The following is a 16,513-nucleotide window of genomic DNA, read 5'->3' as shown; positions in this document are numbered from 1 at the left end:
GGCCTACCTCCGCCCGGTGAAGAGTGCGCCGGCAATCGCGGCGATACCGAACACCAGCAGCGTGCCGGTGATGGCCAGGCTGAGGAACTTGGTGGAATTGACGAAGCCCAGCACCACCGCGGCGGACAGGAAGGCCAGCCCGAAGAACAGCAGCCAGCCGGCGGTATCGGCCGACGACGGCGCCACGCGGCGGCGCACCAGGTGGTTGGCGAAGGCATTGCGGGCAAAGAAGAAGATCACCAGCAGGAACAGGAACACGGCGCCGCCGATGGCGATGTCGCGTGTGGACGTGTCGGTGGCCGGCACCTGCCCTTCGGGTGCGACTTCGATGCCTGTGCTTCCGGCGGTTCCTGCGCCTGGCGTGGCGCTGCCGGTATCGCCGGGCGGCGTGGTCGACAGCGTGCCGTCGCCCGCCGGTGCCTGGGCAGGTTTGTCTTCCGGGATCCGGAAACCGGGATCGCGCTGGGGTTCGTTGGCTTGCATGGTTGGTTTTCCTCTGGTTTTCTTACTTGCCAAGCCTGACGCTGGCGCCTTCGCGCACGTTCGCCAGCCGCTGGCCGAACAGTGATGCATGCAGCTCGGCGACCTGCTCGCCGGCCGTGTTGTAGAGCGGGGTCCTGGCGCCGGCCTTCGTGCGTATCGTGCGCGGTTCGCCGTCGACGGTGACGAGGACCTTGCGCCCGCGCGTGGCGGCCACCGCCAGCGCGCCGGCCGCCGCCAGCACCGCGAACAGGCCGCCGATCGCCGCCAGCAGCGGGCCGGCGCCATATTGCAGCCTCACCTCGACGGGCAGCACGGCGCGCGAATGCTGGATCCGTGCCGGCGGCGTGAAGATGTCCGGCAGCGGGTCGCCGGGGAACAGTTCGGCCATGCGCTGCCGGAATGCCTGCGACAGTTCCAGCCGCTGGTTAGCGAGGCGCACTTCGATCCGGCCCGGAATCACCTGCGCCGAACCGGCCGTGGACAGCGCCGCCATCGACCACTTGCCGGGCAGGTTCGCCACCGGCAGGCTCAGCGACGAAGCCAGCGGCTGCGGCCTGCCCGGCGCGAGGTTGCGCACCGAGTCCGTCTGCAGCGCGACCGGCTTCACTTCGCCGGCCAGCGCGGCCTGCGCGCTGATGTCGGCCGCCGTGATGGTGTACGGGTACATGGTGTTTTCCAGGCGCCATGTGATGCGGGCATCGGGCGTGGCGGATGCGGACTTGCCGGCATCCAGTTCGGCGCGCAGCCGGCCATCCGGCAGCACCGCATAGCGCACGCCGGGCGTATTCTCCACGCGGGCCGGCACGAGGCGCACGGTATCCTGGTCCAGCGGTTTCAGCCGCGCGGGCATTTCCGTGATCACCTGTTTCAGGCGGCCGCTGGCCAGCAGCGCGTCGAGCTCGCGCGCGCCCTGTTCCTGCACGGCGAACACGTAGACCATCAGGCCGCCCGCGCTGTACTGGGCGCCCTGCACCGGCATCTTCAACGGGAACGCCAGCGCCTTGCGGATCGCCGCGCCTTCGTGGATCAGCTGGTAGAACTCGCGGTTGCGGCGCGCCGTGGCCTGGTCGTTGTTCGGGCTGTTGCGGTTGTTCGTGAACAGCCATACGAGGCCGGGCTTGCCGCCCAGCGCACCGTCGATCGCGCTGCCGACCGCTTCGCCCAGGTCGGTATCGGCCATCGCCTTGCCACCCGGCTTGCGGCCCACTTCCAGCGGATCCAGCACGCCGCGCAGCTTTGCCCGGTCCGGCTTGCCCTGCTGCGCCAGCAGCGCGCGCGGCGACGGCGCACCCGGCAGGCTTTGGTTGAACGCGGCCAGCACCAGCGCATCGCCGGGTGCCATCGCGGCCTGCACCACTTCCGTCACCAGCGCCTTGTAGGGCGATGTCGGATCGGCATAGAACGGCTCCATCCAGCCCGAGTTCTGCACCAGGAATACATGCGACGCCGCCTGGGCGCCGACGCTGGCGCATGACGCGAGGAGGAGCATGGACCAGCGCTGCAAGCGCAGCAAACCCGTCATGCGAAGCCCTCCAGCTTCCAGCCGCGGATCTCGTTCCACGATGGATGGTGCAGCCACAGGCTGCCGTGCCAGACGAAGGGCACGCAGTCGCCCGGGTTCTTCAGCCGGGCGATCTCGTCGAGGATCACGTTCTGGCGGCCGACCCATTCGACGAGGGTGCGCGGCAGCACCTCGCCCGCCAGCGCGGCTTCGGCGCGGCCGGTAAAGCCGGGAAAACGCAGCACCAGGCCGGAAGGCTGGCCGCGCGTGGCCGATACCGCTTCGAGCAGCGGCAGCACGAGCGCGTCGCCGCTGGCCTGGTCTTCCACATCCTCGACCGACCACGGATCGTCCTTCACCTGGTGGCCGCGGCGGAACAGCAGCGTGCCGAAGCCGAGCCGCGCGCCGTCGATGGGTTCGACCTGCGGCGCGCCCAGGCCCGCGCCATCGTCCAGCGCGCGGAACGAATAGCCGGCGCCATCGTTCCCGATCTGCCACAGGCGGCCGTCGCGGCTGCGCACGGGGCCGCCGAACTGCAGGCGCGGCGTCCACGGAAACGGCCACGGCAGCCAGCGCGGCGGATGGCCGGGGCGCCACAGCAACTGGCCTTCCTCGTGCAGCCAGTAGAGCCGGCCGTCATAGCTGAACGGACGCGACCAGCCGGCCTGCGGCACCGGCACCGACGGATCGGGCGATGCGACATCGAGCACTTCCGGATCGGCGCCGTCGGCGGCCGCGCTCCACAGGCGCACGCCATCGGGCGTGACGAACGGGCACGCGATGCGCCGGCCGATGCCGCCCGGGCTGGCGGCCAGCGGCGCCTGGAATACCGGTTCCGTGTGCCAGCTTTCGGCAAGTGGATTGATGACCAGCCGGAACAGGCCGCGCGCGGTCGGCACGATGCCGAACTCGCCGCGTTTTGCGTCCCCCTGCGCTTCCGCCGGCGGCAGCCACGCGTAAGCCGAGGCGGTGAAATGCAGGTCCGCCGCGCTTTCGTCGGCGGTGAAGACGTGCCAGCGGGCGCCGGGCGGATCCCAGTACTGCACCACGTTGCGGGTGTAGGCCAGCGCTACCAGCCGCTGGGCGGAAAACCCGAAATCGGCGGCCGCGAATACGCACACGGCATTCGGCGGCGCCGGCATGCGCCAGTCCGCCCGGCCGACGAACGGTTCCGGCTCGCGTTCCTCGATCGCATCGCCGAGCGCCAGCGCCGTTTGCGGCAGGCCATGGGGTACGTGGCGCGGCAGTGCCGCGGCACCGGGCGGCACGGCGCCGGTGACGGGCCCCCACCATGCCGGGAACCGTGCCTGCGCGGCGCGATGCAGCGGTGCGCCGCATTCGGGGCAAAAAGCGAATTCGGGAGGAAAGATCGCCGCGTGCGCGCACGTGGTGGGCAGCGCCGCGCCGACCAGCAGCGCCACGTCCGTCAGCCGGCCACGCGCCAGCTCCCAGTCGATGCGTGGCACGCCCTGCACCGCCTCGAGCACGAAGCGCGTGGACGCGGCGGCATCCTCGCGCCATACGCTGTCCCCGGCCCGCCACCATTCATCCATCGATCCCCCATCCGCACGATTGCAATCTGTTGCGTCAATCATAACGCATTTGCTCCCCGCTATAGGAGCGGGACACGACGCAAAACAAACGCCCCGCACGGTGGCGGGGCGTTCAATTGCATCGGTTTCCCGCGGGATCGCGGCGAATATGCGGTTTTTCTCAGCGTTCGGTGTCGATGGACGATTTTTTCGGCGGCGGCGGCAGTGCCCAGGTCACGCTTTCGCTGGCCGGCGCCGTGTCCAGCGCCTCGGAAAATTCCAGCCAGCGCTTCAGGCTGTCCATGCGGCGGATGGTGATGCCCTTGCCGCTGATGTAGCCGACCTGCTCGAAGTATTCCAGCTTGGTCGTCATCTTCGACGTGGTCGGCAGGTCGTCGACCAGCCGCGCATAGGCCTTGCGGGCCTTCAGCTCCCACTTGGCCAGCGTCGGTTCGTTGAAGCGGTTGCTTTCGAAATAAATCGTCACGCTGCGGTCGTGGTTGCCGAAGCCGACCACGGCGGCACCCTTGCGCACCAGCTGCAGCACATCGTCCTTGATGTCCGCCTTGGGAACGAACACGGCGGCGCGGCCATCCGCATCGGGGCGCTCCAGCGGCAGATCCTGGCCAAACGTAATGCTCATCTTTGCTCCGTGTTTGCGTCGGCCCTATCAGTGTTGCCGAGTGGATATATATTCGGCGATTCTACTTGGGGTTCCCGGCCGCCACAAGAAAGATACGGGGCCACGCGATTTATAATGTGCTCGCCGCAACACTTTCGCGCTTTTCTTTCCCGCCCTGCAACCATGACGACTTTTTCACCTTCCGCCCGCGACGCTGCCGCCCGCAATGTCGCCGACCTGCTGGCCCATGCGCTCGAGCACGGCCCGGCGCACCGGGCGCTGGTGGTGTTCGACCGCCGCAGCGAACTGAACGCCGTGTTGACGGAAGCATACCGGCGCGCGCTGCCCGAAGGGGTGTTCATCGACTTCGACGCGGTGGCCGCCGACGAGGTACTGGCCGCCTTCGCGGACCTGGCGCCGCGCGACCTGGTGGTACTGATCCAGACCACCAGCTTCCGCCTGAACGAATACCGCATCCGCATGGAACTGTTCCAGCGCGGCCTGAAGGTGATCGAGCACCTGCACCTGTCGCGCATGCCGGGCGAACAGGGGCTGGTCTACATCGATGCGCTGGCCTACGACCCGGCCTACTTCCGCGGCACGGGCCATGCGCTGAAGGCGCGGCTCGACCGCGCGCAGGGCGGCGTGGTCGACAGCGGCGGCGGATGCGAACTCGTCTACGCGTCGCCGTTCGAGGAAGCCAAGCTGAACATCGGCGATTACTCGGCAATGAAGAACGTCGGCGGCCTGTTCCCCATCGGCGAAGTGTTTACCGAGGCGCGCGACCTGGAAGCGGTCAACGGCCGCGTGCGCGTGTTCGTGTTCGGCGACACGTCGTTCCGCGTCAACCGCCCCGATGCACCGATCACGATGATCGTCGAGCGGGGCCGCGTGACGGGCGCGGAGAACAGCACGCCGGCGTTTGACGAGATGCTGGCCATCATCCGCGCCCACGAGGGGGATGTGTGGGTGCGCGAGCTGGGCTTCGGCATGAACCGCGCGTTTTCCTTTGCGCGCACGGTGGACGACATCGGCACCTATGAACGGATGTGCGGCGTGCACCTGTCGCTGGGCGCCAAGCACGGGCAATACCAGAAGTCGCAGCTGAAGCGCAAGGATGCGCGCTATCACGTGGACGTGTTCGCCGTGACCGAGGGCGTGTATCTCGACGGCGAGCGGATTTATGCCGACGGAGCGTGGACGGCTTAAGCCGGCCGGCCGAACACGAGGCTGGCGTTGACGCCGCCGAACCCGAAGCCGTTCGAGATGGCGTAGTCCGTCGCGATCTTCCGCGCCGCCCCGCCAACGATGTCGATACCTTCGGCCGCCGGGTCGGGCCGCGCCAGGTTCAGCGTGGGTGGCGCCACCTGGTCGCGCAGCGCGAGAACGGTGAAGATGGCTTCCACGCCGCCGGCCGCGCCGAGCAGGTGGCCTGTCGAGGACTTGGTGGCGGAAACGGCGGGGCCGCGGCCCGCGCCGAAAATCGCCTTGATGGCCGCCAGTTCGCTGGCATCGCCGACCGGCGTCGACGTCGCGTGGGCGTTGACATGCCCGATCTGGCCCGGTGCCAGGTTGGCCTGCCGGATCGCCAGCTCCATCGCGCGCCGGCCACCTGCGCCGTCCTCGGGCGGAGAGGTCATGTGGTACGCATCGGCGCTGGTGCCATACCCCAGCAGTTCCACGATCGGTACGGCGCCGCGGCGTAATGCGTGCTCCAGTTCCTCGATGACCAGCATGCCGGCACCCTCGCCCATGACGAAGCCGTCCCGATCCCTATCGAAGGGACGCGATGCCTGCGACGGATGGTCGTTGAAGCCGGTGGACATCGTCCGTGCGGCGGCGAACGCGCCGAAGCTGACGCGGTCGATGCAGGCTTCGGCACCGCCGCACACGGCAATATCGGCCTCGCCGGCACGGATCAGCCGCATCGCATCGCCGATCGCCTGGGCACTGGCGGCGCATGCCGTGACCGGCGCGCCGAGCGGACCGCGAAAGCCGTGGCGAATGGAAATGTGGCCAGCCGCCATATTGGCCAGGAAGCCCGGCACGGTGAACGGCGACAGCCGTCTTGGCCCGCGGCCGTCGGTGGTCCTCACGGCCTCCACGATGGCGCCGAAGCCGCCGACGCCGGAACCAACGATGGTTGCCGTGCGTTCGCGGGCGCTGTCGGTATCGGGCTGCCAGCGCGCCTGGTCCAGGGCTTCCTGCGCCGCGGCCAGTGCGAAGACGCTGAAGCGGTCCATCTTTTTCTGGTCTTTCGGTTCCACGGCCGCGGCGGGATCGAATCCCCATGGCCGATCGGGCGCCAGTTCCGGCACGACGCCGGCCACCTTGGCTGCGATCGATTCCGTGATCTCCGCGGGCAGCATGGCCAGTCCGGAATGCCCGTCCAGCAGGCGGCGCCATACGGCCTCGACTCCACAGCCCAGCGGCGACACGATGCCCATGCCGGTCACGACGATTCTTCTTGTACTCATTTCATGCTCCTCTCGGCATTATGCGGTTGGCAAAATACGCCATGCGGCGGCTGACACGCAGATCAGGCGCCGTCAAAATCATGGCCCAGTATAGGGATGCAACGCGCGACGGGTTGGCACATCGCGCCAACGAATATGCAATACACGCCAAAGAAAATGTGCAATGAAATAGGCGCAATGAAATATGCCCGATAATTCCGGACCATGAATATCCCCTGGCAAACCGCCCTCACCGTCTCCGCCCACTTCCTGCACGGGATGCTGGAGTTCGTGCGCACCCATCGCGGCGAACAGGTCGCGGCACAGGTGCTTGCGGGTGCGGCCATTCCGCCGTCCCTGCTCGACCAGCCCGATGCCCGGCTGACGCGCCAGCAATACGTCGCGCTGTACCGGACGGTCGCGGCAACGCTCGATGACGAGATGCTCGGGCTGTGGTCGCGGCCGATCCGCACGGGCACGCTGAAGTACCTGATGCTCAGCCTGCTCGATGCGCCGACCGTGCTGGTCGCGCTGAACCGGTTCGTGCGCTTCTGGAACCTGCTGCTGGACGATTACCGGCTGCAGATTTCCACCAAAAACGCGCTGGTACGGCTGGCACTCGTGGCCAGGATACCGGGTACGCAGGCCCGGCCGCTCGGCCACGAGATGATGATCAAGCTGGCGCACGGCATCGCTTCCTGGCTGCTCGGCCGGGAGATCGCCCTGCACCGGGTCGATTTCGCCTTCGCCAGGCCCAGGCATGTGGACGACTATGCCTTCCTGTTCCCTGGCGACGTGCGTTTCGATGCCGCCATGACGAGCGTCTGCTTCTCCTACGCGGATTGCGCGGAACCGTTCAAACGTGAAAAGCACGAGCTGTGGGCATTCCTGAAACGCGCGCCGGAGGACTGGACCTTCACCGCATTCCACCGCGCCTCCATCGCGGCCCGGACGCGCGGGTATCTTGAACAGCGCATCGGCGAGCCGGTGACGATCCAGGATCTCGCGCGGGCATTGCACGTTTCCGTCCGCACGCTGAACCGCCGGTTCGCCGGGGAAGGCACGCATTTCCAGGCGGTGAAGGATGGCTTGCGCCGCGATATCGCCGTGCACCGGCTGGCGAACTCCAACACGGCCGTGGCGGTGCTGGCGTTCGACCTGGGCTTTGCCGATGCCACGGGGTTTTGCCGCGCGTTCAGGCAGTGGACGGGCAGCACCCCTTCCGATTACAGGAAGGGCAACCGCCAGGGCGAGTAAAGAACGGGCGAGTGACAGTGGCCGTGCTGAGCACAGCTCATCGCCCCGGGAATTCCGCGAGATTAACAGTGCTAACATTAGCTGGCGCGGGGCACCGATGCCTGTCGACCCTGGCGCCAACCCGGTGCCAGCGATGCCGGGAAATCGAAGCCTGCCTTTTTCCAGGGTGCCCAGTCATGGTTCATACGCTCGATCTGCACCAGCGCCTGATGTTGTTGCGCGATACCGTGTTCGCGGCATGGCTGAAAGCCGTACGCGAACAGGTGCGCTTTGCCCACGCGTTGCCGGCACCATTGCTCCTCGATACGTTACCCATCTTCTACGAGCATCTATGCTCGGTTGCCTCGGGCGAGAACTTCGATTATCGCCAGTCGACGCTGGCGTCCGAGCATGGCGGCGAACGTGCGCGCCTGACATCCTACGATGTGGAGACTGTCGCCCACGAGCTCCAGCTGTTCAGGAGCGTGCTGTTCACGACCTGGGGAAACGCCGGATTTTCCTTTTCCCTGGAACAGTCGGCGCGGCTCAACTCCCTGCTCGACGAAGCCATTCGCGAGTCGATCACGGGTTTCATCCTGTGCAAGGCCGCCGCCCGCGAGCAGTTCAGCGCGGCCGCCGTACACGACATCCGTGCGCAACTGTCGGCGGCATCGATGGCGGTCGATCATCTGCTGGAGACCCGCGACCCGGAGACCGTCCGCACGCTTGCGGCGCTGGCCTCGACCCACCAGGCGCGTATCGCGTCGATGCTGTCGGAAATGCTGGACATGTCGATGGTGACGCCACCGGCATCCGCCACGCCCGAGTTGCAGTTCCTCGATCTTCGTGAAGTGCTCGCCGACGTGGTTTCCCGCTCGACAGCCGCATCCCGCACGGAGGTCGCCGCCGTCCCCGTCCACGGATACTGGCATCGGGATTCGATCTCGAAGGCGATCGACAATCTCCTCGCCAACGCCGTCGAATACAGCGATGCAGGGTCACCTGTCAAGGCAACCCTGCGTTGCTACGGTGGCCGCGTGGCGCTGTCGATCACCAACGAGGGACCGCCGATACGCCCGGAAAGGCTCGAAGCCATTTTCCAGCTCTACAAAAGAACCGCCGCGAAAGGCGAAAGCGGCTGGCAGATCGGCTTGCCTTTCGTGCGCAGCGTGGCCGAGCAGCATGCCGGCAGCATCGCCGTCGAGTGCCGGCATGGCTTCACGACCTTCATCCTCGACACCCCGATCGATCCGAGAGCGATTCTTTCGGCCCGTGCAGCGGGATAGCGCCGGCGCCGCCACTTCTCCAGATACCTGCCGGTGATCCCATAACAATGACTTGCCAGCCACACATCTTTTAATGATAATGCCCTCTCATTATCAATGAGAACGACGCATGCGCACCGGCCCGGTGCCGGGACGAAGCTGCGTTGGCCACAGCACCGATCGTTAACAGGAGAAATATGAAGAAGAGACCCGCGCTCAGGGATGCCGCCGCCGTGCTTGCAGTGATGCCGACTGTCTTGTGGGCCCAGGCAATGGAGGCCGATGCGCAGGCCGCGAGCGATACCGGCAACACGGTCACCATCGTGGCAAGCCGGGGCATCGAAGTCCGGCCGGCGATCACGCCTTCACAGACCTTGTCCGGCGCCGAGCTGGTACACCGGCGCCAGGGCGGGCTGGGCGAGACGCTCGCCGGCTTGCCGGGCGTCCACCTGGACAGCTTCGGCGGCGGCGCGTCGCGGCCCGTCATTCGCGGGCAGACCCTGCCGCGCATCGAGATCCTCAGCGATGGCGCCGCCCTGTTCGACGTTTCGTCGGTGTCCCCGGATCATGCGGTGACGACCGACCCGCTGCTGCTCGACGCCATCGAAATCATCCGTGGTCCGGCCGCCATCCGCTACGGCGGGAACGCCGTCAATGGAGCGATCAACCTGATCGACAGCAAAGTGCCGACCAGGCTGCCGGCCGGTGGCCTGAGCGGAGCCACCGAAGTGCGCTACGGTACCGGCGACGACGAGAAGACGGCCGTTGGCCGCGTCACCGCCGGCATGGGCCGGCTGGCGATCCACGCCGAGGGCGTGCGCCGGCATGCCGGCAACTACAAGGTGCCGGGTGCCCATGGCACGGACAAGCTGCCCGATTCCTTCGCCGCGAACACGAGCTATTCGGTCGGCGCGTCGTGGATCACGTCGAAGGGCTACCTCGGCGCCGCCTTTACACGCATGAAAAGCAGCTATGGACTACCAGGCCATAGCCACCTGAACGGCGTGTGCCATACGCACGACCTGGATCTGCATTGCACGGCCCACGGGGGGTTCGACGATCCATTCGGCTCCCCCGACAGCCATACCGCGTCGATCGAACTGCGCAGCGACCGGTTCGATGTCCGCGCGGATTATGCGGACCTGCTGCCGGGAATCTCCCATACGCGACTGCGCCTGTCCCACACGGACTATGCGCATGACGAGATCGATGGCGCCATGCTGTTCACGCGCTATACCAACAAGGTCTCGGATGGGCGCCTCGAACTGACCCATCGGCCATTGCTGGGCTTCACCGGCACGCTGGGAGCACAGTACACGGACGGCACCTTCAGCGGCATCAATGTCGAGGACCTGCACGTGCCGTTTCCGGACAATGCCTACGGGCTGGTCCCACCCTTCCACCACCTCACCAGGAACGTCGGCCTGTTCCTGAGCGAGCGCCGTTCCTTCGGCGCGGTCGATCTCGACTTCGCCGTGCGCAAGGACTGGCGCGAGATGCGCGTGGCGGCGCCCACGTTCCTTGCCACCATGACACCCGAGTATGAAGCGATGTTCACGGAGGAGCTTGGAAGCGACTGGCGGCAGATCCTCGAGGCCGATTATGTCGACGATTTTTTCAGGAAGAATCCCGCCACCAGGCACAATCCGGTCTCGGCGTCGCTGGGGGCCATCTGGAATGCAGGACAGGGCTACTCGGTCGGGCTGTCGTTCGGCCATACCGAGCGCGCGCCGAACGTCCGCGAGCTCTACGCCCGCGGTAACAATCTCTCGACCAACAGCTACGAACTGGGGCTGGCGGTGAACAATCCGGTCTTCCAGCAGAGCAGGCGTCCAGTCGAGGATGTGCTCGAGTCCACCGACTCGATCGACCTGACCCTTCGCAAGACAGGGGGCCCGCTGGAGGCCGAAATCGGTGTGTTCTACCAGGATGTCGGCGATTATATTTTCGCGCGGCTGATCGAGACCGAAAGAGCGACCGGTGTCGCACACAACTTCCTGGCGTACACGGCAGCCGACGTGCGTTTCGCCGGCATCGACGGGCAGGTGAGCTACCAGGTCACGCCCGCTTCGCGCATCACGGTGTCCGGCGACCATGTCCATGCCCGGATGAAGAGCGGGGCCGACCACCTGCCGCGTATTCCGCGCGGCCGTCTCGGCGCCCGCTACGAGCGAAGCTGGGGGCCGCTGTCGGCTGACCTCGAAGTGTCGCGCACGTTCGGCCAGGGCCGCATCGCTTCCTACGAAACCGAAACGGCCGGCTACAACATGGTCAACGCGACCGTGGCGTACCGGATCGACATGGGCCTGCCCAAGCCGGTGGAGTTCTACGCGCGGGGCACCAATCTCACCAACGAACTTGCCTATGCCCATACGTCCTTCGTGAAGAACCAGTCGCCGCTGCGGGGCCGCAGCATCGCCTTCGGCATGCGGCACGTGTTCTGACACGGGCCGGCATCGGCCGATCCTGGCCGAAAGCGCCCAAAAAACGGGAAAAACGGCCAGGCTGGCCGGCAGCGGTTTCATCGGGGCGGGGCTACCGGCCAGTGCGAACGGATGAGCTGCTCCATTGGCTGAGCAGTACGGCGCGTGTCTGCTACACTGATCTGTTCATCCACCCAGACAATGCAACAGATTGATCCAGATTCCTGCCTCCGAGGGCTTGCCGCCCGTGCTTTCCGGTCCCGTGGTTCGGCGCATCGAGCCGGGCCGCCTGGTGCTGTGGCTGGCCGGCAGCGCGCCGCTCGACCTGACCTTGGTGCTGGCGCCCAGCGGCGGTGCTGTCCGGCGCGTGCCGCTGGATGCGGGCAGCTGCCGCGTCATCCGCGTCGGCCGGCACGCCTTCCTGCACCTGATCGATGTCGCGCTGGCCGAGCCGCTGCCGCAAGACACGATCATCGAGTACGACCTGCTGGTCACGCGCTTTGGCGGCATTGGGGACGGCAACGAGGCCGGCATCGCCCATTGGGCGCCGCACCTCCTGCATGCCGGCGCGGCGCGACCGAACATGGTGCTGCGCAGCCGCAGCGACAATATCCTGTTCGGCTCGTGCCGCAAACCGCATTATCCCGCGCCCGACGGCCTGGCGCGCGGCGACGCCCTGCTGGCCGATCAGATTGACAGGGCCGACGAGCGGCCCGCCATGCTCCTGCTGTGCGGCGACCAGGTGTATGTCGACGACGTGGCGGGCCCGATGCTGGCGGCGATCCACGCGCTGATCCGGCGCCTGGGCCTGTACGCGGAATGCCTGGAAGGCGCGGATGTCGCCGACAGCGAGGCACTGTACCGCCATCCGGCCAGCTACTACCGGCGTGAAGAGCTGCTGCCCGCGTTCGATTCCAACGAAGCGCTGCGCTACCGCTTCTTTGCCGGCAAGGGAAAGCCGATCTTCACCACGGCCAATGCGCACAACCACCTGATGACCCTGGCCGAGATGATGGCCATGTACCTGCTGGCCTGGTCGCCGGTACCGTGGCAGCTGGTGGCGGATGCGCCGGCACCAGCGCTGGATCCCGGTTATGCCGAGCGCTGGGAGCGCGAGTCGAAGGCGCTGGCGGGCTTCTGCGATGCCCTGCCGCAGGCCGCGCGGCTGCTGGCGCACGTGCAGACGCTGATGATCTTCGACGACCATGACGTCACCGACGACTGGAACCTGTCGGCCAAGTGGGAAGCCGCCGTCTACGGGCACCCGTTCTCGCGCCGCATCGTGGGCAATGCGCTGACCTCGTATCTGCTGTGCCAGGGCTGGGGCAACCGCCCCGAAGTGTTCGGAACGCTGCTGGACGACCTGGCGGCACTGACCGCCACGGCCGACGCCGACGACAGGCTGGATGCGCCGGTCCAGGACGCGCTGATCGGGCGCCTGCTGTCTTTCCGCCAGTGGCATTTCGTCCTGCGGACACAGCCCACGGTGATCGTGCTCGATACCCGCACCCGGCGCTGGCGCAACCGGCGCCGGCCGGGCCACCCTTCGGGCCTGATGGACTGGGAAGCGCTGACCGAGCTGCAGCACGAGCTGCTGGACGAAAAGGCCGCCGTCATCGTTTCGGCGGCGCCCATGTTCGGGGTCAAGCTGATCGAAGTGGTGCAGAGGATCGCCACGTTCGCCGGGCAGGCCCTGATTGTCGACGCCGAGAACTGGATGGCGCACCGCGGCGCGGCCAGCAGCATGATCAATATCTTCCGCCATTCGCGCACCCCGGGCAATTACGTGATCCTGTCGGGCGACGTGCACTACTCGTTCGCCTACGATGTCGAGGTGCGCGAATCGGACGACGTGCCGCATATCTGGCAGATCACCAGCAGCGGCATCAAGAACGAATTCCCGGACGGCCTGCTCGACTGGCTCGATCGCCTCAACCGCTGGCTGTATTCGCCGCGCTCGCCGCTGAACCTGTTTACCCAGCGCCGCGATCTCGCCATCACGCCGCGCCTGCCGGACGCGCGCAAGCATGGCGAGCGGGTGTGGAACGGCGCCGGCATCGGCCAGGTATGGCTCGACGCGCAGGGGCGGCCCGTGCGCATCGTGCAGCACAACGCCGATGGCCGGCCGTCGACCCGTTTCCTGCCGCCCGCGCATAAACCGCACGTTGCCGCGGCGGCCGAACAGCCGGTGGGAAAGCACCGGTAGCAAGCACTGGTCGCAAGCACCTGTCGATGCATGGCGGCGGCGGAACCCGACGCCGCCGATCTTAATCCAGCCACGGGTGCGCCGCCAGCCAGCGCCCCAGCTCATTGTCGTTCGCGCACTGCAGCTTGCTGAAGATATTGGCGCGGTGGGTTTCCACCGACCGGGGGCCGCAGGGCGGCACGAGGATGCGGGCGATCTCCTTGTTCTGCTGGCCGACGCCGACCAGGCGGGCGACTTCGCGCTCGCGCGGCGTCAGCTGCGCCCATTGCCATAGCGCCTGGGCGCGCGAGCGCGCCAGCGCCACCGCGTGCGGAAGCTTGTCGAGCAGCTGCTGGGTGTCCGGTTTCTCCACCCAGTCGTAGGCGCCGCGGCGCACCGCCTCGAGCGCGGTCGGGATATCCCCGTGGGCCGACAGGAACAGTGTCACGAGGGGGCTGTGCTCGGCGAGCAGGCGTTCGAAGACGGACAGGCCGCTCATGCCGCCCATCCGCAGGTCGAGGATCACGCAGCCCGGCTGGCGCATGTCGACCGCATCGAGGAACGCCTCGCCCGAGTCGAATGCCTGCACCGCGAGGCCTTGCGAGAACAGCAGCAGGAGCAGCGAACGGCGCAGCGCCTCGTCGTCGTCGACGACGTACAGGGTCAGTGGAATGTCTTTCATGGCACGGTAGGCAACGTAACAGTAAAGGCGGCACCGCCGCCGGCGCGGTTGTCGACGGCGATGGCGCCGCCGTGGGCCTCGACGATGGTACGGCAGATACTCAATCCCAGTCCCAGGCCGTCGGGCTTGCTGGTGTAGAACGGCGCAAACACCTGGTCCAGCCGCTCGGCCGGGATGCCGGGGCCGTGGTCGGCGACGGTGATGCGCACGCCCTGCCCGGCCCGGGCGCTGGCCAGCTCGATGCACCGCCGCTGCGCCGGCAGGTCCTGCACCGCCTGCACGGCATTGTGGATCAGGTTGACGAGTACCTGTTCCAGCAGCACCCGGTCGCCGCGCACCGTCGCGCCGCCATCGTCCGGCGACACGCGCAGGCGCACACCGTCGCGTTGCAGCTCGGGCCTTGCCAGCGCTTCCGCATGGGCGATCACGCTGGCCACGGCCACGCTTTCGTACAGCGCGCGCTGCGGGTTGATCAGCGAGCGCACCCGCTTGACGATCTCGCTGGCGCGTTTCGACTGCCCGACGATTTCTTCGAGCGCACCGGCCAGCATGTCGGACGAGCCGCGCGCGGCGAGCGCCTGTGCCGCGACGGCGAAATTGGACAGGGCCATCAGCGGCTGGTTCAGTTCATGCGCCAGCGTGGAAGCCATCTCGCCGACGCTGGCCAGCCGGGCGCTGCGCTGCAGCCGCAGCTCCTGCTCGCGCTGCCGGGCTTCGGCCTGCTTCTGCGCGGTGATATCGACCACGGAACTCATCCACCCGCAGTGCTGCCCCTGCGCATCGACCAGCGGCGCGGTGTAGACCATCGTGATCACGTCGCGGCCATCCTTGTGCCGGATGCGCGATTCGAAGCCGTGCGGCGCCGCGCGCCCCTGCAGTGCGGCTTCGCTGTCGCGTGCCAGCTTCTCCATGTCGTCGGGATGCCAGTAAGGGTACGGCGGAACGCAGCCGAGCAGTTCTTCCGCGCTGTAGCCCACCATCGCGCACAGCGAAGGATTGACGTAGATGATCCGGCCGTCAGGATCGCGCGCGCGCATGCCGACGAGCAGGGAATCTTCCATCGCCTTCTGGAATGCGTGGGCCTTCTGCAGGTCGCGGGTGCGCTCTTCGACGCGGCGTTCGAGCTCCAGGCGCGCCGACTGCTGTTCCGCGAAGCGCTTTTCACGCAGGCGCCAGTACAGGGCCCCGACGCATACCAGCGCGACGGCAAGCGCCGTCAGCGCCAGCGCGGCCCGGCGCGCCTGGACCACCTCCTTCATCCCGGACGTGACGGTCAGCGTCCAGCCCAGCTCCGGCAAGGGCGTGTCCAGCGCCAGCAGGCTGGCGCGCTGCCCGTCCAGCGTGGTGCGCAGCACGAAACTGTCAACGCCTTGCGGCGACTCGACGCTCCATGGCAGGACATCGAAGCGTTGCCGCTTGCCGTACTGGGCATGCTCGGCGATCCAGCGCGCATCGGCGGCGGAAACGGGCCGGATACCGCGAAACAGCCATTCCGGCACGCTGCTCAGGAAGACGATGCCGCGGCTGTCGCGCAGGACCACGGGTTCGCTGCCGCGCCTCCAGCTGGCCTGCAGCGGCTCCAGGCTGATCTTGACGACCACCACGCCGAGGATCTCGCCGTCCGCGCGTACCGGCTCGGCGATGAACAGGCCGGACTGGCCGGTAGTCAGGCCCAGGCCGTAGAAGATGCCCCGCTTGCCCCGTATCGCGTCCTCGAAATAAGGCCGCTGGCGATAGGCGTGCCCCATGAAACTGGACGGCAGGTTCCAGTTGCTGGCGGCAAGCGTCAGCCCGGCCCGGTCGACCAGGAACAGGGCGGTGGCGCCGGTGGTCGCCTGCAGGTCGGCGAAGTAGTCGTTGACACGCGCTTCCAGCGCTGCGTCGCCGGGCGCGCGCAGCAAGTCGCGCACGTCGGGATGGCGCGCGGCGGCATGCGGCAGGAAGTCATGTCTCTCGACCAGCCCGCGCAGGCCCAGCGCATGCGCCGCGGCGGCCTGCCGCAGCGCGTCCGTCTTGGCTTCCAGTTCGTACCGCGCAGCCCAGTTCCCCGCGGCGGCGATCAGCACGAGCGCGCCCGCAGCCGCGGCCAGGCGAAACATTCGACGTCGGTTGAACCAGGTTGGCATTG

General features: G+C 67.4%; 12 protein-coding genes. 5 read left to right on the top strand and 7 right to left on the bottom strand.

Annotated elements, in window-relative coordinates; genetic code table 11:
- Positions 1–3: 3 nt before the first annotated feature.
- The 4 genes from FHS02_RS08720 to FHS02_RS08705 all read right to left on the bottom strand — a co-directional run bounded on the left by FHS02_RS08720 (position 4) and on the right by FHS02_RS08705 (position 4,159).
- Complete coding sequence (locus FHS02_RS08720) at positions 4–483, bottom strand: hypothetical protein (RefSeq protein ID WP_137314436.1); 480 nt, start codon at positions 481–483, stop codon at positions 4–6.
- Between the two features lie 22 nt (positions 484–505).
- Positions 506–2,005, bottom strand: a complete 1,500-nt coding sequence (locus FHS02_RS08715; RefSeq protein WP_137314437.1) for a hypothetical protein — start codon at positions 2,003–2,005, stop codon at positions 506–508.
- Complete coding sequence (locus tag FHS02_RS08710; RefSeq protein WP_137314438.1) at positions 2,002–3,537, bottom strand: hypothetical protein; 1,536 nt, start codon at positions 3,535–3,537, stop codon at positions 2,002–2,004. The genes FHS02_RS08715 and FHS02_RS08710 overlap by 4 nt, the downstream gene beginning before the upstream one ends.
- Before the next feature lie 160 nt (positions 3,538–3,697).
- The gene (locus tag FHS02_RS08705) at positions 3,698–4,159 is read right to left on the bottom strand and encodes a hypothetical protein (RefSeq protein WP_137314439.1); all 462 of its coding nucleotides are present in this window, start codon (positions 4,157–4,159) and stop codon (positions 3,698–3,700) included.
- Positions 4,160–4,321: 162 nt separating this feature from the next.
- Between FHS02_RS08705 and FHS02_RS08700 the strand changes: the two genes are divergently transcribed.
- A complete protein-coding gene (locus FHS02_RS08700; RefSeq protein WP_137314440.1) occupies positions 4,322–5,347 on the top strand; it encodes a M29 family metallopeptidase in 1,026 nt (341 codons plus the stop codon).
- Here FHS02_RS08700 and fabF read toward each other — a convergent pair.
- Positions 5,344–6,615 carry a beta-ketoacyl-ACP synthase II gene (fabF, locus tag FHS02_RS08695; protein WP_137314441.1) on the bottom strand — a complete coding sequence of 424 codons (1,272 nt, stop codon included), beginning with the start codon at positions 6,613–6,615 and terminating at the stop codon, positions 5,344–5,346. The two genes, FHS02_RS08700 and fabF, sit on opposite strands and share 4 nt — an antisense overlap.
- Positions 6,616–6,819: 204 nt before the next feature.
- On the opposite strand from fabF, the gene FHS02_RS08690 reads away from it, so the two are divergent.
- The 4 genes from FHS02_RS08690 (at position 6,820) to FHS02_RS08675 (ending at position 13,724) form a co-directional block, all read left to right on the top strand.
- On the top strand, positions 6,820–7,851 hold the full coding sequence (locus tag FHS02_RS08690) for an AraC family transcriptional regulator (protein ID WP_137314442.1): 1,032 nt from the start codon (positions 6,820–6,822) through the stop codon (positions 7,849–7,851).
- 176 nt (positions 7,852–8,027) lie between these two features.
- Positions 8,028–9,116 (top strand): sensor histidine kinase, encoded by a 1,089-nt coding sequence (locus FHS02_RS08685; protein ID WP_137314443.1) that lies wholly within the window; start codon positions 8,028–8,030, stop codon positions 9,114–9,116.
- A gap of 176 nt (positions 9,117–9,292) precedes the next feature.
- Entirely contained in the window at positions 9,293–11,539 is a 2,247-nt protein-coding gene (locus FHS02_RS08680) for a TonB-dependent receptor domain-containing protein (protein WP_137314444.1), read from the top strand.
- A 226-nt stretch (positions 11,540–11,765) separates the two neighbouring features.
- Positions 11,766–13,724 (top strand): metallophosphoesterase family protein, encoded by a 1,959-nt coding sequence (locus tag FHS02_RS08675; protein ID WP_137317481.1) that lies wholly within the window; start codon positions 11,766–11,768, stop codon positions 13,722–13,724.
- Positions 13,725–13,785: 61 nt separating this feature from the next.
- On the opposite strand, the gene FHS02_RS08670 is transcribed toward FHS02_RS08675, so the two are convergent.
- Together FHS02_RS08670 and FHS02_RS08665 are read right to left on the bottom strand one after the other, a co-directional pair.
- Positions 13,786–14,385 (bottom strand): response regulator transcription factor, encoded by a 600-nt coding sequence (locus tag FHS02_RS08670; protein WP_137314445.1) that lies wholly within the window; start codon positions 14,383–14,385, stop codon positions 13,786–13,788.
- The gene (locus FHS02_RS08665) at positions 14,382–16,484 is read right to left on the bottom strand and encodes a sensor histidine kinase (protein ID WP_229422726.1); all 2,103 of its coding nucleotides are present in this window, start codon (positions 16,482–16,484) and stop codon (positions 14,382–14,384) included. The genes FHS02_RS08670 and FHS02_RS08665 overlap by 4 nt, the downstream gene beginning before the upstream one ends.
- Positions 16,485–16,513 lie beyond the last annotated feature (29 nt).

Origin of the sequence: Pseudoduganella umbonata (assembly GCF_014192225.1) — a bacterium.
GTDB lineage: Bacteria > Pseudomonadota > Gammaproteobacteria > Burkholderiales > Burkholderiaceae_D > Rugamonas > Rugamonas umbonata.
This window is presented reverse-complemented; position numbering and strand designations above follow the sequence as displayed.